Origin of the sequence: Shewanella piezotolerans WP3 (assembly GCF_000014885.1) — a bacterium.
GTDB lineage: Bacteria > Pseudomonadota > Gammaproteobacteria > Enterobacterales > Shewanellaceae > Shewanella > Shewanella piezotolerans.
In genome coordinates this window covers 2,012,068-2,030,698 of the sequence record NC_011566.1, presented here as the reverse complement: position 1 = coordinate 2,030,698, position 18,631 = coordinate 2,012,068, and the positions used below count along the sequence as shown (strand labels likewise).

Genomic DNA, 18,631 nt, shown 5'->3' with positions numbered 1-18,631 from the left:
TTATCTAGCGATACTTAGTGTCTATGTTTGATGTGCATATAATTATGGTAACTTTACCAAAGCTAACAGCATTTTGTAACGCTTTTTATTAGTGATTAACGCCTTTTCACTTGCGGTTAAATGCCCACTGACTCACAATCGTGACATTGCGTATCTTTAACGATCAAAGATTTCTATGAATAAAACCAATCAAGTAACAAAAAAGAGTGGCGTAAATTACTTCTTAGAAGGGTTCAGTTTGATAAAACGCCCAGGCCTTAGACGTTTTGTGTTTATTCCACTAACGATTAATTTATTGCTCTTTGCTGGCTTGATCTATTTTGCCATTGGTCAGCTAGAGCAGGTTTTCGCTTGGCTTTCAGGCCAGCTTCCAGAGTACCTAAGTTGGTTGAACTTTCTGCTATGGCCACTTGCAGTATTAACCTTGTTGGTGGTGCTATCTTTCATCTTTAGTTCAGTGATGAATTGGCTCGCTGCGCCCTTTAACGGATTACTGGCTGAAAAAGTCGAGCAACTGTTGACTGGCAAACCACTCAATACGGGTGGCGGTATCGATTTAATCAAAGATTTACCGCGCATATTGGGCCGAGAGTGGATCAAACTGAAATACTATCTACCTCGTGCCATTGTTTTCTTATTGCTATTTTTGCTGCCATTTGTCGGTCAAACTGCCGCGCCTATCTTATGGTTTCTGTTTAGTGCTTGGATGATGGCAATACAATACTGTGATTATCCTTTTGATAACCATAAAGTCCCCTTTGCAGATATGAAGTTTGCACTTAACCAGACCCGTGGCAGCAGCTTTAGCTTTGGCGCTGCAGTGACACTGTTTTCTATGATCCCAATCCTCAATTTTGTCGTGATGCCAGTAGCTATATGCGGCGCAACATCTATGTGGGTTGATAAATATCGAGAAGCATACAAAGACAACACCATCGCACCAGATTAGTATGGATGACGCTGGGCCAATAATCATATGGCCTAGCGTCTCTTACGCACTCTCGACTTAATTGTTACACCGCTGAAAATATTTGTAACAAATAGCCTACCTTTTTTAAACTTAATTCCATTACAATCCTCACACCCAGTTATTCAGCTTTCAATAATAAAAATAAATGAATAAAGCAACCCAACTTGCTAGCTCCGTTGTCTTCTTAATCTCTTGTCATTCTTTGCATGCTTATGCCGGACAGGAGAATCAATTCAATATTGAGATCCCTACTCTTTCGGGCAGTATCAAAGTTGATGGTAACTTTGATGAACCACAGTGGAAGAATGCCGCAACCACCGAGATAACGATTGAAACAAGTCCCGGTGAAAACATCACAGCACCAGTAAGAACCGAAGTAAAACTTTACTCCACTGACACAAGTCTCTTCTTGGCATTTACGGCTTATGATCCCACGCCATCGCAGATCAGGGCAAATTTGAGCGATCGAGACAGCGTTTGGGGTGATGATTTAGTCGGTATTAAACTCGATACTTTTAATGATGCCCGACTCGCCTATCAATTCTTTGTTAATGCTTACGGCGTGCAGATGGACTCAATCGAAAATGAACTTACCGGCAGCGAAAGCGATGCTTGGGACGGCATTTGGTATACTGCAGCTCAGCGCACAGAAACGGGGTATCAGGTTGAAATAGAGTTACCCTACCGAGTGCTAAATTTTGATAACAGCGCCGAGCAAAAGTGGGGCGTTGAGCTTGTCAGGTTTTACCCTCGAAATGAACAGCACAGATTGTCTAGTAATCAGATAGACAGAAACAATAGTTGCCAACTGTGTCAATTCGGTGTGATGAGTGGCATGTCTAACTTAGAGCAAGGCAATGATCTACAAATCACGCCATCGGTGGTTTTTAATCGTAACAGTCAACGTCCTCTCGCTCTTGATAGTGATTGGGATAGCGAAAACGACATAGAGCCAAGTTTAGATATCCGCTGGGGAATAACTCCAAGCACGTTGTTGAGTGCCACCATCAACCCAGATTTTTCGCAGGTTGAAGCCGATGCAGGTCAACTCGATATTAATAATACTTTTGCACTGTTTTACCCAGAAAAACGAGCCTTTTTCCTCGATAATAAAGATTATTTTGATACCCAACTAAACCTGTTGCATACCCGTAATATCCTCTCACCAGATTATGGCATTAAGCTAACCAGTAAAGTGGGTGATCATACCTTTGCCACACTCGCGACGAACGATACTCATACTAACTTTCTAGTGCCGGGGAATTTAAGTTCTGATATCGCCAGTATCGATGAAAAAAGTCAGAATTTTGCTGGACGCTATCGCTACGATATCGGTAAAGAATTATCGATGGGGGCGCTCGTCACCGCTAAAACCAGCGATGATTATCATAATTATGTCACTAGCGTCGATGTTAAATACCAGCCAACCGAGCAAGATACCTTTATTGGTCAATACGTAATATCAGATACTCAATACCCTTTAGGTTTCTCGCAAACGCTGTGCAGTAGCGATGATTGCCTACCGGATATTGACTGTGATTTAAGTGACTGCGGCATCAACGAACGTGTATTACGCACTAATAGCACAGACTCTATTCGTGGTGACATGTATTTGGCTAAGTATGAACACGAAACAAGAAACTGGAATGCAATAGCGCAATATCAGTCTGTTGCAGAAGACTTTAGAGCTGATCTAGGTTTTATTGAGAAAGTCGATTTCAGTAAATTTGTGGCTGGTGGTGGTTATACTTGGTATCCAGAAAACAGTGGTTTTAGTAAAATAAGACTTAGTGGCGACTGGGATATCAGTCATAACCAGGCTGGTGAAAAATTAGAACAGGAAGCGGAAGCTAAACTTGCTTTTGACGGTTTATTGCAAAGTTACACTGCATTTGGCGTTGTTAACCGCCAACGTGTAGGAAGGCGTCATGATAGTGCTAATCTGGCAGTTGAAAACAACACTCAGATGTTTGACGAAACCATGGGCTGGTTCTACGCCAATATGAAACCCACTCGTACCCTATTTGTTGAACTGGATGTCAATTATGGCGATAGCATCGACTTTGCCAACGATCAATTAGGCACTAAGTTTCTACTCAACCCTGGTGTTCGCTGGAATGTTACCGATTCAGTAAAGCTTAATGTATCGCACGTTTACCGAACTATGGATGTTGATGACGGCCGTTTATTTACCGCAAATTTAAGCGATGTGAGATTGAGTTGGTATATCGACATACATAACTTTATCCGTGTCTCGAGCGTCTACACACATATTGAAAGAGACCCAAGCTTATATCTATTTGGCTCACCAAATAAAGAGCAACAGAATTTAGGCAATGAGATCCTTTACGGATATAAACTTAATCCTCAAAGTGTGTTCTATCTAGGCTATTCAGATGGATTAAAGTCTAATGATTCCATCGATTCATTGATGAAAACTGAAGAAACCTACTTTATGAAAATGAGTTACGCTTGGATTTTATAAACAAACAGGCTTAACCAGCAATGGTTAAGCCTTTTTAAATCCTATTTGTTTAGGCAATGGACACTAAGTTACGCCCACCCTCTTTAGCTTCGTACAGCGCAACATCAGCTCGTTGCAGCATCCCGTCTACGTTTTCATCGTGATTAAAATTGGTGACACCAATACTAACGGTGATGGTTAACTCGCCTTTTGTTGTCATTACCGGCGTACTTTCCATCTGCATTCTAAACCTATCTAATAGTGCAAATGACTTTTCAACACTTAAGCCTTTAAAGCCAACAACGAATTCTTCACCGCCAAATCGAGCCACTGTAAAATGCTGTGAAAAAGAGTGTTTAAGGCGTTTAGCAAATTCAACCAGCACCTCATCTCCCACATCATGGCCATAACCATCATTCACCTTTTTGAAGAAATCGATATCCATTAAACCGAGTGAAAGCGTACCTTGATTACGGGTAATAGTAGGCAGTTTCTCTTCATAAAGATTAAAAAAGTAACGCCGATTAAATACATTGGTTAAGTAATCGAGGTTAGCTTGCTCCCAAAGTTTGGCCATCATATCGAGTGCATCTAGCGTGTTCAGCACTCGACAATGAAACTCTTCGTGCACAAAAGGCTTTTGCAAAAAGTCATTGGCACCATTTTTAATAAACCGTGCAGAGAGGCTTTCATCGCTGTCACTAGAAAGTCCAATAATGGCCAACTCTTCTCTGCTGAACTGCTCTCTGACTTTTATAATTAAGCCAAACCCGTCTAGTCGCGGCATATTGTAATCAGTGATAAGCAGTTTAATATCTGGATTTTCTTTAAGGGTATCGAGTGCAGCTATACCGTCGTCAGCCTCTATCACTTGAAACAAATGCTGTTCTAAAAGGCTACGAATAAACTTTCGGCTCACCATGGAATCATCTGCTACCAATACCTTCACGCTTTGATTGCGTTGCAAGCGTCGAACTAATTTAGCGGTATATTCATAGCTAAAACGGTTTTCTTTAAGCACATAATCAACAATACCTAATTGCAGCAGACGTGATCGTTCTTGGGGATCCCAGCTTCCAGTGAGTACGATACAAGGGATCTGTTTTGCCAATACTAATTTTACAATCTCTCCCTCTTGCGCATCTGGAAGATTTAAATCAGTAACGGCCACGAAATAATCATTTTCAGCTAATAGGATTTTGGCACTGGCCAGATCTGGCGCGACATCAACGTCACAGTTTAACTCTTGGGTTAATAAATGACGCATTACCCGTGATACAACTTGGCTATCTTCTACAACTAAGATCCGCAACTTAACTCTCCTTTAAACCCAAACTCCTTTAGCACATTAGTTAATCGGCCTTTTTGAAAGACTCTTTAATTACTAAATGCCTACGCTAAGTGAGAACTTCATCTGCTTTATTGCTGCAATTTTACAAATTTCATAAGCAGCTTAACCCTTACCTACAAAAAACGGTATCAATTATGCTACTTCTCTTCAATTTTTGCATCAATCGATGCATTAAGCGCATTCATGTTTAACTGTAACTTAGGCGCTTCAATTTCAGGCTTTCTGAGGTCAATAACAACAGTTGCTGATATTTTATCTTGTATTGCTTGGCGATTAGCATCCCAGAATATTTGTAAAAAGCCGAGTAAACCAGTGGTAAAACCTGCAGCGTAGCCGCCATAGCGACCAAAAGCGGCCCATAAAGTGATCTTGGAGCCATCCAGCTGAATCACACTAATTCCAAATAGTTTTTTACCCAATGTTTGCCCATCAAACCAGGCAGTAAACACCGTAAAATAGAACGCAGCCCAACCAAAACCTAAGCCCATATCGTTTAAAAAGCCTATCAACCACGCTAACGGGCTCGATTGTGAGTTTGCCTCTGTCTCGAAGCGAGAGTCATCCTGCAACTCCTCCCAGTCAACTTTGTTTGTGCATGAAGGATTATTGCTAACAGCATCTGCATCTGCATCTGCCTCTTCTTCAACTATCTGCTCAATGCGTTCATCACCTAAAGCGGTTTCAGCTGCCGCATACTCAATCTTTAAATTATTTTTCTGTTTAACAGTAAGCGGTAGCTCATCAATAAGCTCTTCTAGCATACGCGTTTGTTCTGCGCTCGATAGACTCGAATGATCTAACGCACTTTTTAGAGACACTAAGCGCTTTTGGGCACATGAGTAATCTTGGCAACTTGATGCGGAAATAACTTCAGGAAGATAATTTGCTAATTCAGCAATGGTTTGTAATGTTTCAGGTTCTGCTTTATCGGCACTTAATTGAGATTCGACTTGGCTAGTGCCTGAGATATTGTCTTTCGTGTTCCAGTCGTTACCAAGTAACGCGTACACCATACCTGCGAGCATAAAAGCATATAACGCCCACTTAACAATGCTCCCCAAAGACTTGCTTCTTTTATGGACCACAACGGTAAGTGCAACCATTAATACAAATATCCAGCCCGCATTTTCAGCAAGAGCTGCAACTAGAAGACCATCAACGGTTATTGCTAAGGCGCGTTTAAAAGGACTCGCTAGTGGCTGATAGAGGACATTGGGGGCAATCTCAAATGCATAAGGGGTGACTAACGACTTAGGATCAAGCGTTGATTCAGTCTGCTGTTTTCTCATCGGTTTAATCCAGTCATAGTGAGTGCAATACCTTGGTCAATGCACCATATTACCACCCTATTAACTTAAGCTTAACAACTGAAACTTATAGAAATTCCACTCATTATATATAACAGGGAATGCTTTAATAACTAAAAAGAATAAAGAAGAACAAACAATCACTTCTAAAGCAGCGAAAGAGGATTATGCTTTACCTGTGCATTTTAAGGAGCAAGCAGCCCATGAGCAAAATTTTTGAAGACAATTCACAAACAATTGGTAACACGCCACTTGTCCGTTTAAACCGTGTTAGCAAAGGTAATGTTCTTGCCAAGGTTGAAGCACGTAACCCAAGTTTCAGTGTTAAGTGTCGTATTGGCGCAAATATGATCTGGGACGCTGAGAAAAAAGGCGTTCTGACTCAAGATAAAGAGCTTATCGAACCAACATCTGGTAACACAGGAATTGCACTTGCTTATGTAGCGGCTGCAAGAGGCTATAAGCTAACGTTAACTATGCCTAATACCATGAGTTTAGAGCGTAGAAAACTGCTTAAAGCATTAGGTGCAAACTTAGTGTTAACTGAAGGCGCAAAAGGCATGAAAGGTGCCATTGATAAAGCGGAAGAGATCCGCCAGTCAGCACCTGAAAAATACGTGTTATTGCAACAGTTTAATAACCCTGCAAACCCAGAGATCCACGAAAAAACCACTGGGCCTGAGATATGGAATGATACTGACGGCGCAGTTGATGTCATTGTTGCTGGTGTCGGTACAGGCGGAACAATCACTGGTGTGAGCCGTTACATAAAGAATACTCAGGGTAAAGCGATTACTTCTGTAGCTGTTGAGCCTGTTGATTCGCCGGTGATTGCACAAACACTTGCAGGTCAAACAGTTCAACCTGGACCACACAAAATTCAAGGTATTGGCGCTGGATTTATTCCGGGCAACCTAGATCTTGAACTGATAGACCGTGTTGAAGCTGTTTCGAATGAAGATTCTATCGAAATGGCGCACCGACTCATGCAAGAAGAAGGTATTCTAGTTGGGATCTCTTCAGGTGCCGCTGTAGTTGCAGCAAACCGTATTGCAGCACTTCCCGAATTTGAAGGTAAAAATATTGTAGTTGTATTACCTTCTGCAGCTGAGCGTTACTTATCTTCTGTACTGTTCCAAGGTGAGTTTAGCGACGCTGAAAACGTTCAATAAACCATAAGTCGATACAACAAAACCCAAGCTTCAGCTTGGGTTTTTTATTGCCTTAATAATGTGACTTACTGTGGTGCGTACAATGTTATTAAGCTCAGTCTTATTCACCTTACCACGCAGTAAAAATTGATATTCCAACAGTCGAATAATAGCCAAGATTTGGTGGGCATCTTCAGTTGCAGTTTTTGAACCAAATGCACTAAAAAATGATTTTATGCTCTGCAGTAATGTCTCTTCGAGTAAGATAATGGCTTTGGCAAGCTCGGGATTACGTAGTGCTTCTTCGTGAAAAGCATGCTCTAGAATACGGTCATCAGGTTGAGTTAACTGCGCTTCTATATGATCACAGATAAATTCAGATAACTGCTCTACCACTAACGTTTGCAGCTCTGATCTAGTTAGGTTCTGGCTTACTTCAGCCATACTATTGAGCAAAGTATAACTTTGCTCCTCTAACGCTTTATTCATCCACAAGGTTTTTTCTGCAAAAAACGTTAATGCGTCACTAATAAGATCTTTAATATCATTAAAATAATATGTCGTTGAAGCTAATGGTACATCTGCCTCAGATGCAACAGCCCTATGGCGCACGCCACGGATCCCCTCTCTAACGATTAAGCGCAATGTCGCCTCTAGAATCGCTTTCCGTCTTGCTTGCCCATCACTTCGGCTTGATTGTCGACCAACATAGGTCAGTGGTACGAGCATGGCACTTCCTTTACACGAATATTCAATCTGACTTGAACCACCCATTAACAGCAACTGGAAACTAATCTTATACCAATTGCATTAAAAGTTTGACCATTCAGCGGGAATTCAAAACGCTGTAGGAAAGTAGTGGGATTTGAGCTAATAGTTATTCTCGGCTCTGGCATCCTGCTTCGCTCTACCTCCTAAATCCATTTAGTCGTATATCCAAATCCCATAGCGACTCATACAGCGTTTGCCAATTTTTTTAAGCTCAGCCGCACTACGTGAGTTCCTCAGTCTTTCCACTTCTGCTTTGCATTGGCTTAAAAGGGAGCAACCATTTCTTTACCAATGCGCTTTGAATTGAAAAGGCTGACGGGCTCTGAACTGGTCAAATACTTAATGCAATTGGTATTATCTAAAACAGCTCGAAGCAAGATCCAGTTCAAACTATATTCAGACTGTAACATGTAACATACGCCTCCCCTAATTCGGTAACAACTACATCGGTCTAATTTATGTCTTTCTATCGCTCTCCTCTATCAATCAGCGCATTTGATGCAAAGTTTGAAGCTCAGAAAATTGCCTTTGCCCCTATCAGCTTTCAAGTTGCCCGCTGCCTATTGAAATTTGATGTCTTACATCAAATTTCTGAAAGTGGCGCAGATGGTTGCAGCATAAGTGATTTAGCAAAGCAGTCAGTTCTTTCTGACTATGCTCTAGGTGTACTGGTCGATATGGGGCTGAGCATGGGCTTGTTATATCTAAATGAAGAAGCCTATGTACTAGATAAGATCGGTCATTTTTTATTGCATGATGACATGGCACAAACCAACTTAAATTTTACCCATGATGTCTGCTATCAAGGGTTATTTGAATTGGAAGCTTCTTTACTCGAAGGTAAGCCAAAAGGACTAGCCTCACTGGGTGACTGGCACACTATCTATCCCGGCTTGAGTCAATTACCAGATCAGATTAAAAAGAGCTGGTTTAAGTTTGATCACTATTATTCAGATCATGCATTCGAGGCTTTGTTACCACTCATTTTTAAAGCTCAACCAAAGCATATTGTCGATGTTGGCGGCAACACGGGCAAATGGGCATTAGCCTGTACCAAATTTGATCATGAAGTTGTTGTAACCATCATGGATCTACCTGGTCAACTAAAGGAGGCAATGCAGAACGCAGCTAATTGTGGAGTTGTAGATAGGGTAAGCGCCTTTGCAACAGATTTACTCGATGAAACAAAACCATTTTGTGAAGCAGGTGACCTTTATTGGATGAGCCAATTTTTAGACTGTTTTTCTGAAACGGAAATTCTCAGTATTCTAAAACGTGCCGTTTTAGTCATGGAGAAAGATAGTGAGCTATGCATCCTAGAAACCTTCTGGGATCGTCAGCCATTTGAAGCTGGCGCTTTTTGCGTCAATGCCACTTCAGTTTATTTCACCGCTATTGCCAATGGCAATAGTCGTATGTACCACAGTAAAACGTTACTCAGCCTTATTAGCCAAGCGGGACTCTTTGTTGACGAAGACATCGACAATATCGGACTGGGCCACACGCTTCTGCGTTGCAAACTGAAACCATGATTTAAATGCACACCTGTAAATTAAGAAAAACTTAAACTGTGGTTAACCTAAACTCAATTTAATTTATTCAAAGGTAGCTCTAAAATACATCCATAGAGATAAGGTTTTGGAGAACACAATGACAGTAACAAATAACAAACTAACACACAGAGTATCACGCTTACCGAGCCCAATGGCTGGTTTGGCACTGGCCATAGCCAGCCTTGGTTGGACTTGGGAGAGCATGTTCCCCGAGCTTGGTGGTAATGCACAGTTAGCCGGTGCACTCATTGCGTCAGCGCTACTAGCCATGTTGGTTGCTAAATTCGTTTTGCACCCTAAAGTGCTAATAGAAGAGCTCTCTCACCCAGTGATTGGCAGTGTTATCCCAACTTTTGCGATGGGATTAATGGTTGTTTCCGCTGCGATTGGACATTTTAGCCAAGGCGCCGCTTTAATACTATGGTTAACGGCGATTAGTATTCATATCATCTTTCTATCAATGTTTATCTATAATAGAGCCATTGATTTCAAGCTAAGCCACATGGTTCCAAGTTGGTTTGTCCCACCTATCGGCATGATAGTAGCGGCAGTTTCTTTTCCACATGGAGAGCTATTACAAGTACAAAACCACTGGATTGCCAACGCCATTGTTAACTTCGGCATGCTCAGTTATTTAGTTATGCTTCCGATTATGCTTTACAGATTGATATTTTGTGAACCGATAGCTGAAGCAGCAAAACCTACAATCGCTATTTTGGCGGCGCCAGCAAGCTTATCTCTAGCGGGTTACTTAACAATATCGAATCAACCTTCTTTAATTATTATTGCTGTTTTATTAACCGTTTCACTATTAATGACAAGTATTATTTATTTGGCCTTTTTTAGTTTATTAAAGCTACCTTTCACCCCAGGTTATGCAGCATTTACTTTCCCAATGGTTATCGGCGCAACCGCATTATTTAAAACTGTTTCTTGGCTAGTAAGTACATATGGTGAAAGCATCTTATCGGTGAGTCTATTATTAACCGCAAAAGTTGAACTCGTGATTGCAACCCTCATAGTTACTTATGTAGCAATAAGATATCTTCGTCATTATAAAAACAGCACTAAATATGCGTAATTTAGGTTACGCATATTTAATTAGTGACGCCCTATCGATAGAATAAAGTGCAATACAACAAGTAAAACCACCTCCTCCCCTCCTCAAAAAAAGTTACAGAGCCGCAACAATACAACGTTTTCAGCCACACTGGTAACGTGATCAACATCACAGATTTAGATATCTCCACTCTAAATTAATACTTTCAAACTATATAAGTTGTATCTGTATTGTTAAACAAGAAAGCCTAGCTCGCACGCCTAAATCACAAACAAATAACCAAGTAGCAACATTAAGGTTGAAATAGACGCAACGATCAATCAAATATTAAACAATAATTCAACGCGGAAGCAATTGGTTGCAAAAAAGAAAATCAATTGTTACCAAATTTGTTTTTTTAAATACTACATAACTATATTCCAACCCCTCTCACAGCTGTAACTAGATTGTTGCCACAGTTATTTAATTATGGTTCTATTCGGATGGGATTCATCTTCTTATTTACATTTAAGTCACCTTAAGAAGGTAATTCTAATTAAAATAAAACATATAATTAATAAAAGTTTCCAGGGAGTAATACAATGCAAGTTAATTCAAGATTGGCCAAAGCGGTACGCTTTGCGTTAGTGGGTGGTGCAGCAACTGCAGCACTTAGCTCGCCAGTAGTTCTTGCGGCTGATGCAGAAAGTGCAGATAAAGTTGAACGAATTCAGGTTACCGGTTCTCGTATTAAACGAACCGATATGGAAACGGCAACGCCTGTAACAGTGCTCAGTGCCGATGACATGGCAAAGCAAGGCTTTACCAATATTCAAGATGCACTTCAGAGCCTGACATCTACAACTGGTGCGATGACAACACAATCGGTTCATGGTTTTACTCCTGCGGCTTCTTCAATCAGCCTACGTAATGCTGGCGCAAACCGCACATTGACGCTTATTGATGGTAAACGTCTAAACCAGTATCCAAAACCAGCTGGTGGCACAGATAACTTCGTCGACACAGCTAACCTTCCAATGGAAGCTGTTGCAAGAATTGAAGTTCTGCAGTCAGGTGGCTCTGCCATTTACGGCGCTGATGCAATTGGTGGTGTTATTAACATCATTTTGAAGAAAGACTTTGACGGTGCAGCACTTAAGTATCGCCACGGTGATACCACCAATGGTGGTGGCATGAATGATAGAATCGCCTTCTCTATCGGTTCATCTTCAGACAAAGGTAACGTTTCAACGTTTATCGAATATACAAACAACGAAGTACTTCGAGCGACAGATCGTGAAAACTTTGGCTTAGATACAGATAAAGTTCCTCACAGTGAGTTCTCACAGTACAGCTCATACGGCGCACGTATTGCAGGCGCGAGCAAAGGCGCTAGTGGTGCACGCGCACTGACCGCTGAAGAATGTACAGCTGGTGGATTCTTCTGGGATGCAGCACGTAGCATTTGTGGCTACGACCGCTCTAAGCAACGCGACCTTGAACCTGAAAGTTACCGTTTTATCAGCACAACTAACTTCAACTATGAACTGGCTGACGATATCACTTTCTTAGGCCGTTTAGATTTTGCACAAGCAAAATCTACCACGAACATTGAGCCAATGGCGATCAATGACTACGACATCAAAGTGGCTGGCAATGACGTAACCGTTTCTGGTGCTGGCGGACTAAGCAAGACATTCAATGACAAGTCTACTGCTCTAGGCGGTGATTTCGCTAATGCGACAGATGGTGACTACTACTACGTTCGTCGTTTACATGAGTTTGGTAACCGTACTGGCGAGACCAATACCCGTAACTACTTCTTCACCGCTGGCCTTGAAGGCACTATCGCTGATGAATATAACTGGGATGCTTCTGTAAACTACGGCCGTACAAACGTTGATGTTTACCGTGGTGGCTATGCGACTATCGCAGGTATGTTTGACTACATTACAGCTGGTGACAATGGCAATTCTTTACTTGAGAATATGTCTAGCGCAGACGTAGAGGAAGCTTCTTACACACCTTTTGAGCAAGCACAATCTACACAGAAAAACATTCAGGCTAACATCACAGGTTTAGCATTTGAGTTACCAGCTGGTGACGCAATGTTTGCATTTGGTGCAGAGTATACTGAACAAGATTACCAAACAGATTCAGATTCTGAATCTAAAAAAGGTAATATCTTAACGACTGGTGGTTCTTCAGGAAAAGGGAAGCGTGATTTCTGGGCAACTTATGCAGAGCTAAGCATGCCTGTTCTTGACCAGCTAACCATTGATGTTGCTCTACGTTATGATGAATACAGCGATGTTGGCGGTAACCTTTCACCACAGCTAACTGTTGAATACCGTCCTCTTGATGAGCTACTCGTTCGTGGTTCTATCAGCAGTGTATTCCGTGCACCAGATATGCACCGCGTATATGGTGACCCAACTCAAGGCTTTACACAGGTTATTGATTTTAAACAGTGTGCAGCAATGGGCGGAACGCCAGGTGAGGCAAACTCAAATCCAACAATCAATGAAGTGTGTAACGAGCTACACATTGATATCACAACCGGTGCTAACAAAGATCTTGAAGCTGAAACAGGTTACACAGCTAACATAGGTGCGGTATGGGGCGGTGATTCACTAAACGCTTCTGTAGATCTTTGGGAGTGGAAGCTTGATGACATGGTTAGTGACATCAGCGCTTCAAAAGCTGCTCGTGAATATGACCTATATGAAGATATGATCACTCGTGATGCAGACGGTACTATCACCCACGTTAACTCTGTAGCCCAAAACCTTGCATACCAGCAAGTTCGTGGTCTAGACGTTACTGCGGGATATGGTTGGGATCTAGATGCCATTGGTGAGTTTAAACTAAACTTTAATGGTACTTACATCTTAATGTCAGAAGGTCAATTAGACCCAACGGCTGAAATTGATGATGATATCTACAACGGCGGACTGCCTCAGTACAGAGCCAACCTTGTATTGGGTTACTTCCTCGAAGACTTTGAAGCAACACTTGGTGCATACCACACTGCACGTATGCACGGTACTGCTTACAAGTCATTTGCTGAAGGCGGTGAAGGCGAAGAAAGTGATTACGAAGTTGCATCACTCACTAAGTGGAACCTAACTGCAGGTTACAACTTTACTGACAACATCAAAGTATCAACAGGTCTAATCAACATGTTTGATGCGGGTCCTAACTTCGATCCAACAAACACTTCATGGCCACATTACCCACGTAGCGTATACAACGCGCGTGGACAAGAGTGGTTCATCGAAGGTGAAGTTAAGTTCTAAACACTGTTTGATTAAGCGCACTAACTAGCGCTTAATCAAACATAAAAAAATGGCATCTTAGGGTGCCATTTTTTATTGCCTTAACTAATTCAATTCAATGTTGGCAAAATAGCTTAGCTAAACCCCATGTAGTGGGCAGTAATAACAATCAGGCTAGAGACCAAAAACAGCCCCAACATAAAGCGCCAAATAAACTTAAGCCACTGGCCCCAATCGACTCGGCAAACTCCTAGAGTGGCCATCAATGAAGCTGATGTCGGCACTAATACATTAGTAAAACCGTCCCCTAATTGAAACGCCAGCACTGCTACTTGTCTAGTGACTCCAACAATATCAGCAAGCGGTGCCATCAACGGCATTGTCAGCGCTGCTTGCCCTGAACCTGAGGTCACAAAAAAGTTAAATACAGCCTGGAACACAAACATAAACCATGCTGACATCACGCTTGGCAACTGGCCAATAAACTCACCAGAGCTACTCAGTATAGTATTGAGTACACTAGGGTTAGCGGCATTACTACCTCCGAGTAATAATAGTATTCCCGATGCACAGCCGACTAAAACAGCTGGCTCAAGCATAGTAGATGCCCCTTGCTTGAAGCTCACTGCAACCTTATTAACTGTCAGGTTATTAAGCTTAAAGACAACACCGATGATGCCGACAACAATGCCCATTGCAAAAAACTGACTAGCTATTTCAGGGATAAACCAGGCATTAACCACCACGCCCCAGATAATCCAGGCCACTGTTGCAACAATGGTTAACAACACTAGAATGTCACCTATGTTAAAGCGACTATCGAGTTTCGCATCACTCGCATTATCACGAAAATACTGATCGCTTTGATGACTGTATGAGAGCTCTGGCTTAGCTTTTATCTTCGCGGCGTAGCGCATAGTAAATATAAGCCCCATTAGTGTAAAACCTAACCACATAGCAACACGCACGCTTGAACCAGATAACACTGGAACATCGGCAATGCCTTGAGCTATCGCCACACTAAATGGATTCATCCATGAACTCGCAAAACCTATTTGAGTGGCAACATAGGTCACCATGACAGTGGTAATGCCGTCATAGCCAAGCCTTATCATTAATGGACAGATAATAATCGCAAAGGCTATCGCCTCCTCACCCATCCCAAATACAGCCCCGCCCAGAGAAAACAGGGTAAAGATAACCGGAATAAAAAGAGTTTCATTACCTTGGGTTTTATCGATAAGTTTTAAAATTCCATTATCGATGGTTCCTGTCGCCATCACAATGCCAAAGGCACCGCCAATAACGAGCATGAACATGATGACACCAATAGCGCTGCCCCACTTAGAGCCAGATACAAGCCCTTCAAAAGCGAAATTGAAAAAACCAGTGCCTCCACCGCCGGCAAATAAACTGACCGGCTGCAGCATAGGTTGACCATCATCGTTTAACTGGTAAGCAAAGGAGTTGGGGTCAACCACACTGCGGCTCTTTTCTACGCCGTCAATCACGTAGCTCACCTGTTGTGTTTCAAATGAGCCAACAGGAATAAAATAAGTCATCACAGCGGCAAACAGTGCCACAAAGAAAATGATCACCAAGGTATCAGGCATCTGCCACGTTCTATTTACAGTTTGAGAACTACTGCTATTAGCGACTATTGGCTCTGTGGTTGAAGGTTGTTGCTGAGTAGGGGGAACTTGGTGCATTTGATGGCCGTATTGTTGTTATTTGGCAGCAAATATAAACCAATGTCTGTGCTTTATCTATGGGTGGTTAATCGGCAGTCGCTAAAAAATGAACCTATGCCCATATCCCTCTATAGGAAAGGCCTAAAACGATGCCACTGAACAGGCGTTTCAACAAAAAGAATGAGCTAAATGAAGGCCTAAATCAATCAAGTTGTCATGTTGAAGAAGTGGAGAAACTGGCTTTACAGAGAAGGAGAGCATACTTGCAACAATTTTCACTCAAGTAGGTTACCTTATTGATATAACAATGAATGCATCAGTATCACACTATATATAGAATAGTGAACCTAATCTAAGTTATTCATTGCTAACGTCAACTTGGCTTGTTTGGTACTTGCTCACCACCTAGAATCATACTTAATGACCATCAAATAAATTGATAGTTTCCCTTTGGATATTTTTCGAGTAGGAAAACAGTAGGTACAATGAAGTATTCTCTTAAACAAATTATGGTTTTCGACGCTGTTGCCAGTCTCGAAAGTGTCAGTGCTGCGGCTAGAAAACTGTCGATGACGCAATCAGCTGTAAGTATGTCGTTGGGACAGTTAGAGAATTTACTTGGGCGTCCGCTCTTTACTCGTCAGGGTAATCGTTTAACCCTAAGCCACTGGGGTAACTGGCTGCGTCCAAAAGCCAGACGCCTGTTACAAGATGCTCAGCAAATTGAATTAGGCCTGCATGAACAACATCTTATAAGCGGTAGATTTAGGATCTGCTCTAGCCAAACAGCGGCTGAACACCTACTTCCCGAACTTATCAGCAAAATTGATACCGATTTCCCCGAATTGCGCATTGACTTGATGGTAGAAAATACTGAAAACGTGATTGAAGGCTTACTAAATTATGAATACGATTTTGGCATAATCGAAGGACGCAACGACGATAGTCGACTGCATCAAGAACAGTGGCTCGATGATCACCTTGTAGTGGTATCATCACCTCACCACCCCTATGCGAAATCAAAATCAGCAAGCTTAGCGCAACTAGAACAAGCCAAATGGGTGCTTCGAGAGCAAGGAGCAGGCACTAGACGCATTTTTGAAGGTGCAATCCATGGCATCATTGAGAAACTGCATGTGTGGAAAGAGTATGAATACGTATCTCTGCTTAAGGCCCTTGTCAAGAATGGTCCCTACTTAAGTAGTTTGCCCTATTTAGATGTAGAGAAAGAGATTGCCAATGGAGAGTTAGTGGTGTTATCAACACCAGAGCTAAACATGCAACGCCATCTTTCATTTGTATGGCGCAATGATGCAGGTGAGAATCCACTTAGAGATTGTGTTATTACCGAGGCCAGACGTTTAAGCCGTAATAGAGTTGCAGTTAAAAAAAACCGCTAAGTTGAAATTAGGCAAGGAGAAATCATCTCCTCCTTGCCCTTTCTTAAGCTCAAAATATGCTTAGAATTTATAAACCTGACAGACTTTTTGAGCGATATCTTCTCGCGTAATAACACCACATAATATGCCGCCTTCAACCACAGGGAATACGCTAGGTTTACTAGCATTAGCCCCTCTTAAACGCTCTTCGTAACTTTTGAACGTGTTGCCAATCAGCATTCCGCTGTCATTAACTGGAAATAATTTTTCTCTATCAACAACCATAAGCTCTATCAAATCGGCAACCGCATCCGACGGCGATACCGTCAATACCTGGGTTTGCATCAGATCTGCGACTTTAAAACTTACGCCACGGGCGAACTCTTCAGACCATAAACTGCGTAAAAGATCTTGTTGAGAAACAAAACCAAGTAACTGTTGCTGCTCATTAATAACAGGCGCGCCACGGCTCGCACTTTCAGTGAGACGCTTTAATCCTTCGTATATGGAAATGTCAGCAGTTAGTGTAAATGGAGCAGGATTCATTAGGTCGCTTACATTCAGTTTTTGTATTGTTTTAGGCATATTCTTTACTCCAGAAGATAGATAGGCACTTTTAGGACTTTGCGCCTGTGAAGGTTCAGCAAAGGTTTGTTCTACGAAATGTGTTTGATTATTTTTTTCGAGATCTGCTAATGAAATGACTTCAGCCAAGGCCGACTGTTTATGTTGGGTCATTACGTGCAGAGATGGACTTGGGTTAGCTTTCTCAATTAACCAGTACCCTAAACCAACGAACAGGCCTCCGCCGACAATATTGCCAAGCGTCACCGGTATTAAGTTATTGAGAATAAAGTTAGTCACTGTTAGGTCGCTAAATTGTTCTTGAGTGACATTGAGCGCAGCAAACCAAGCAGGGTCTGAAATATTAGCTAGCACTATGCCTAAAGGCACCATGAATAGGTTAGCGATACTATGTTCAAAGCCACTACTAACAAACATCGCCACAGGCAACATCAGTAATATCGCTTTGGTTAATGCGTCTTTACTGGAAAAAGTCATCCAAACAACAAGACATACCAACATATTACAGAGCATACCCAGCACGAAAGCTTGCCACCAACCGTGATGCAACTTATGTTGGGCGATATTAAGTGCGTTGAGTCCCCAATGACTTTCATTTAAATTCTGCATTCCGGCGACAACAATTAGTAACAGCATTAGCATTGCACCAATAAAGTTACCGACATACACGCGCCCCCAGCATTTAAGCAGAGACAGCGTAGAAACTTGTTTTTGTGCCCAAGCGACGCTGCTTAACACTGTACTGGTAAATAGCTCACCACCACAGATCACTACCAGCATCAACCCAAGGCTGAAAGCTAAGCCTCCAGCCAGCCTCATTAAGCCCCAAGGCCCGGTACTGCCTGTCGTTACAGTGATATAAAACACAAATGCTAATGCGATAAATGCGCCAGCAAACACAGCTAAACCGAAAGACTGCCAATGGGCCTTTACGACTTTATCCGCTCCATATCGCTCTGCTTGCTGATACATACTCGGCTTCAATGCAGTTTTTTGTGATAGATGGCTTTCTACTTGCTCAATTATCGGCAGCCGTTTTGTTTGGCTATTTTCCGCCATGCTGCCTCCTTACTGTCACGTAACAGTAAGTCA

Annotated in this window: 12 protein-coding genes; 7 read left to right on the top strand and 5 right to left on the bottom strand. The window is 42.0% G+C overall.

Annotated elements, in window-relative coordinates:
• The first annotated feature begins 175 nt into the window (after positions 1-175).
• Together cysZ and SWP_RS08695 are read left to right on the top strand one after the other, a co-directional pair.
• Positions 176-949: a sulfate transporter CysZ gene (gene cysZ, locus SWP_RS08700; RefSeq protein WP_044555800.1), complete on the top strand. Its 774-nt coding sequence runs from the start codon at positions 176-178 to the stop codon at positions 947-949.
• A gap of 166 nt (positions 950-1,115) precedes the next feature.
• Positions 1,116-3,455, top strand: a complete 2,340-nt coding sequence (locus SWP_RS08695; protein ID WP_020912096.1) for a carbohydrate binding family 9 domain-containing protein — start codon at positions 1,116-1,118, stop codon at positions 3,453-3,455.
• A 49-nt stretch (positions 3,456-3,504) separates the two neighbouring features.
• Here the strand turns inward: SWP_RS08695 and SWP_RS08690 are convergent, their stop codons facing one another.
• A complete protein-coding gene (locus tag SWP_RS08690) occupies positions 3,505-4,746 on the bottom strand; it encodes a GGDEF domain-containing response regulator (RefSeq protein WP_020912095.1) in 1,242 nt (413 codons plus the stop codon).
• Between the two features lie 176 nt (positions 4,747-4,922).
• On the bottom strand, positions 4,923-6,074 hold the full coding sequence (locus SWP_RS08685; RefSeq protein WP_020912094.1) for an RDD family protein: 1,152 nt from the start codon (positions 6,072-6,074) through the stop codon (positions 4,923-4,925).
• A 221-nt stretch (positions 6,075-6,295) separates the two neighbouring features.
• Here SWP_RS08685 and cysK point away from each other — a divergent pair, with 221 nt between their 5' ends.
• Complete coding sequence (gene cysK, locus SWP_RS08680; RefSeq protein ID WP_020912093.1) at positions 6,296-7,264, top strand: cysteine synthase A; 969 nt, start codon at positions 6,296-6,298, stop codon at positions 7,262-7,264.
• Between the two features lie 30 nt (positions 7,265-7,294).
• Here cysK and SWP_RS08675 read toward each other — a convergent pair whose 3' ends face one another.
• Positions 7,295-7,972, bottom strand: a complete 678-nt coding sequence (locus SWP_RS08675; protein ID WP_020912092.1) for a TetR/AcrR family transcriptional regulator — start codon at positions 7,970-7,972, stop codon at positions 7,295-7,297.
• Between the two features lie 500 nt (positions 7,973-8,472).
• On the opposite strand from SWP_RS08675, the gene SWP_RS08670 reads away from it, so the two are divergent.
• The 3 genes from SWP_RS08670 (at position 8,473) to SWP_RS08660 (ending at position 13,905) form a co-directional block, all read left to right on the top strand.
• Positions 8,473-9,546: a methyltransferase gene (locus tag SWP_RS08670; RefSeq protein WP_020912091.1), complete on the top strand. Its 1,074-nt coding sequence runs from the start codon at positions 8,473-8,475 to the stop codon at positions 9,544-9,546.
• Between the two features lie 118 nt (positions 9,547-9,664).
• Positions 9,665-10,648 (top strand): TDT family transporter, encoded by a 984-nt coding sequence (locus SWP_RS08665; protein ID WP_020912090.1) that lies wholly within the window; start codon positions 9,665-9,667, stop codon positions 10,646-10,648.
• A gap of 560 nt (positions 10,649-11,208) precedes the next feature.
• Positions 11,209-13,905: a TonB-dependent receptor plug domain-containing protein gene (locus tag SWP_RS08660; RefSeq protein WP_020912089.1), complete on the top strand. Its 2,697-nt coding sequence runs from the start codon at positions 11,209-11,211 to the stop codon at positions 13,903-13,905.
• A gap of 113 nt (positions 13,906-14,018) precedes the next feature.
• On the opposite strand, the gene yfcC is transcribed toward SWP_RS08660, so the two are convergent.
• Positions 14,019-15,497: a putative basic amino acid antiporter YfcC gene (yfcC, locus tag SWP_RS08655; RefSeq protein WP_044555799.1), complete on the bottom strand. Its 1,479-nt coding sequence runs from the start codon at positions 15,495-15,497 to the stop codon at positions 14,019-14,021.
• Positions 15,498-16,060: 563 nt separating this feature from the next.
• Here yfcC and SWP_RS08650 point away from each other — a divergent pair.
• Positions 16,061-16,975 carry a LysR substrate-binding domain-containing protein gene (locus SWP_RS08650; protein WP_020912087.1) on the top strand — a complete coding sequence of 305 codons (915 nt, stop codon included), beginning with the start codon at positions 16,061-16,063 and terminating at the stop codon, positions 16,973-16,975.
• A gap of 60 nt (positions 16,976-17,035) precedes the next feature.
• Here SWP_RS08650 and focA read toward each other — a convergent pair whose 3' ends face one another.
• On the bottom strand, positions 17,036-18,598 hold the full coding sequence (gene focA, locus SWP_RS08645; RefSeq protein ID WP_020912086.1) for a formate transporter FocA: 1,563 nt from the start codon (positions 18,596-18,598) through the stop codon (positions 17,036-17,038).
• Positions 18,599-18,631 lie beyond the last annotated feature (33 nt).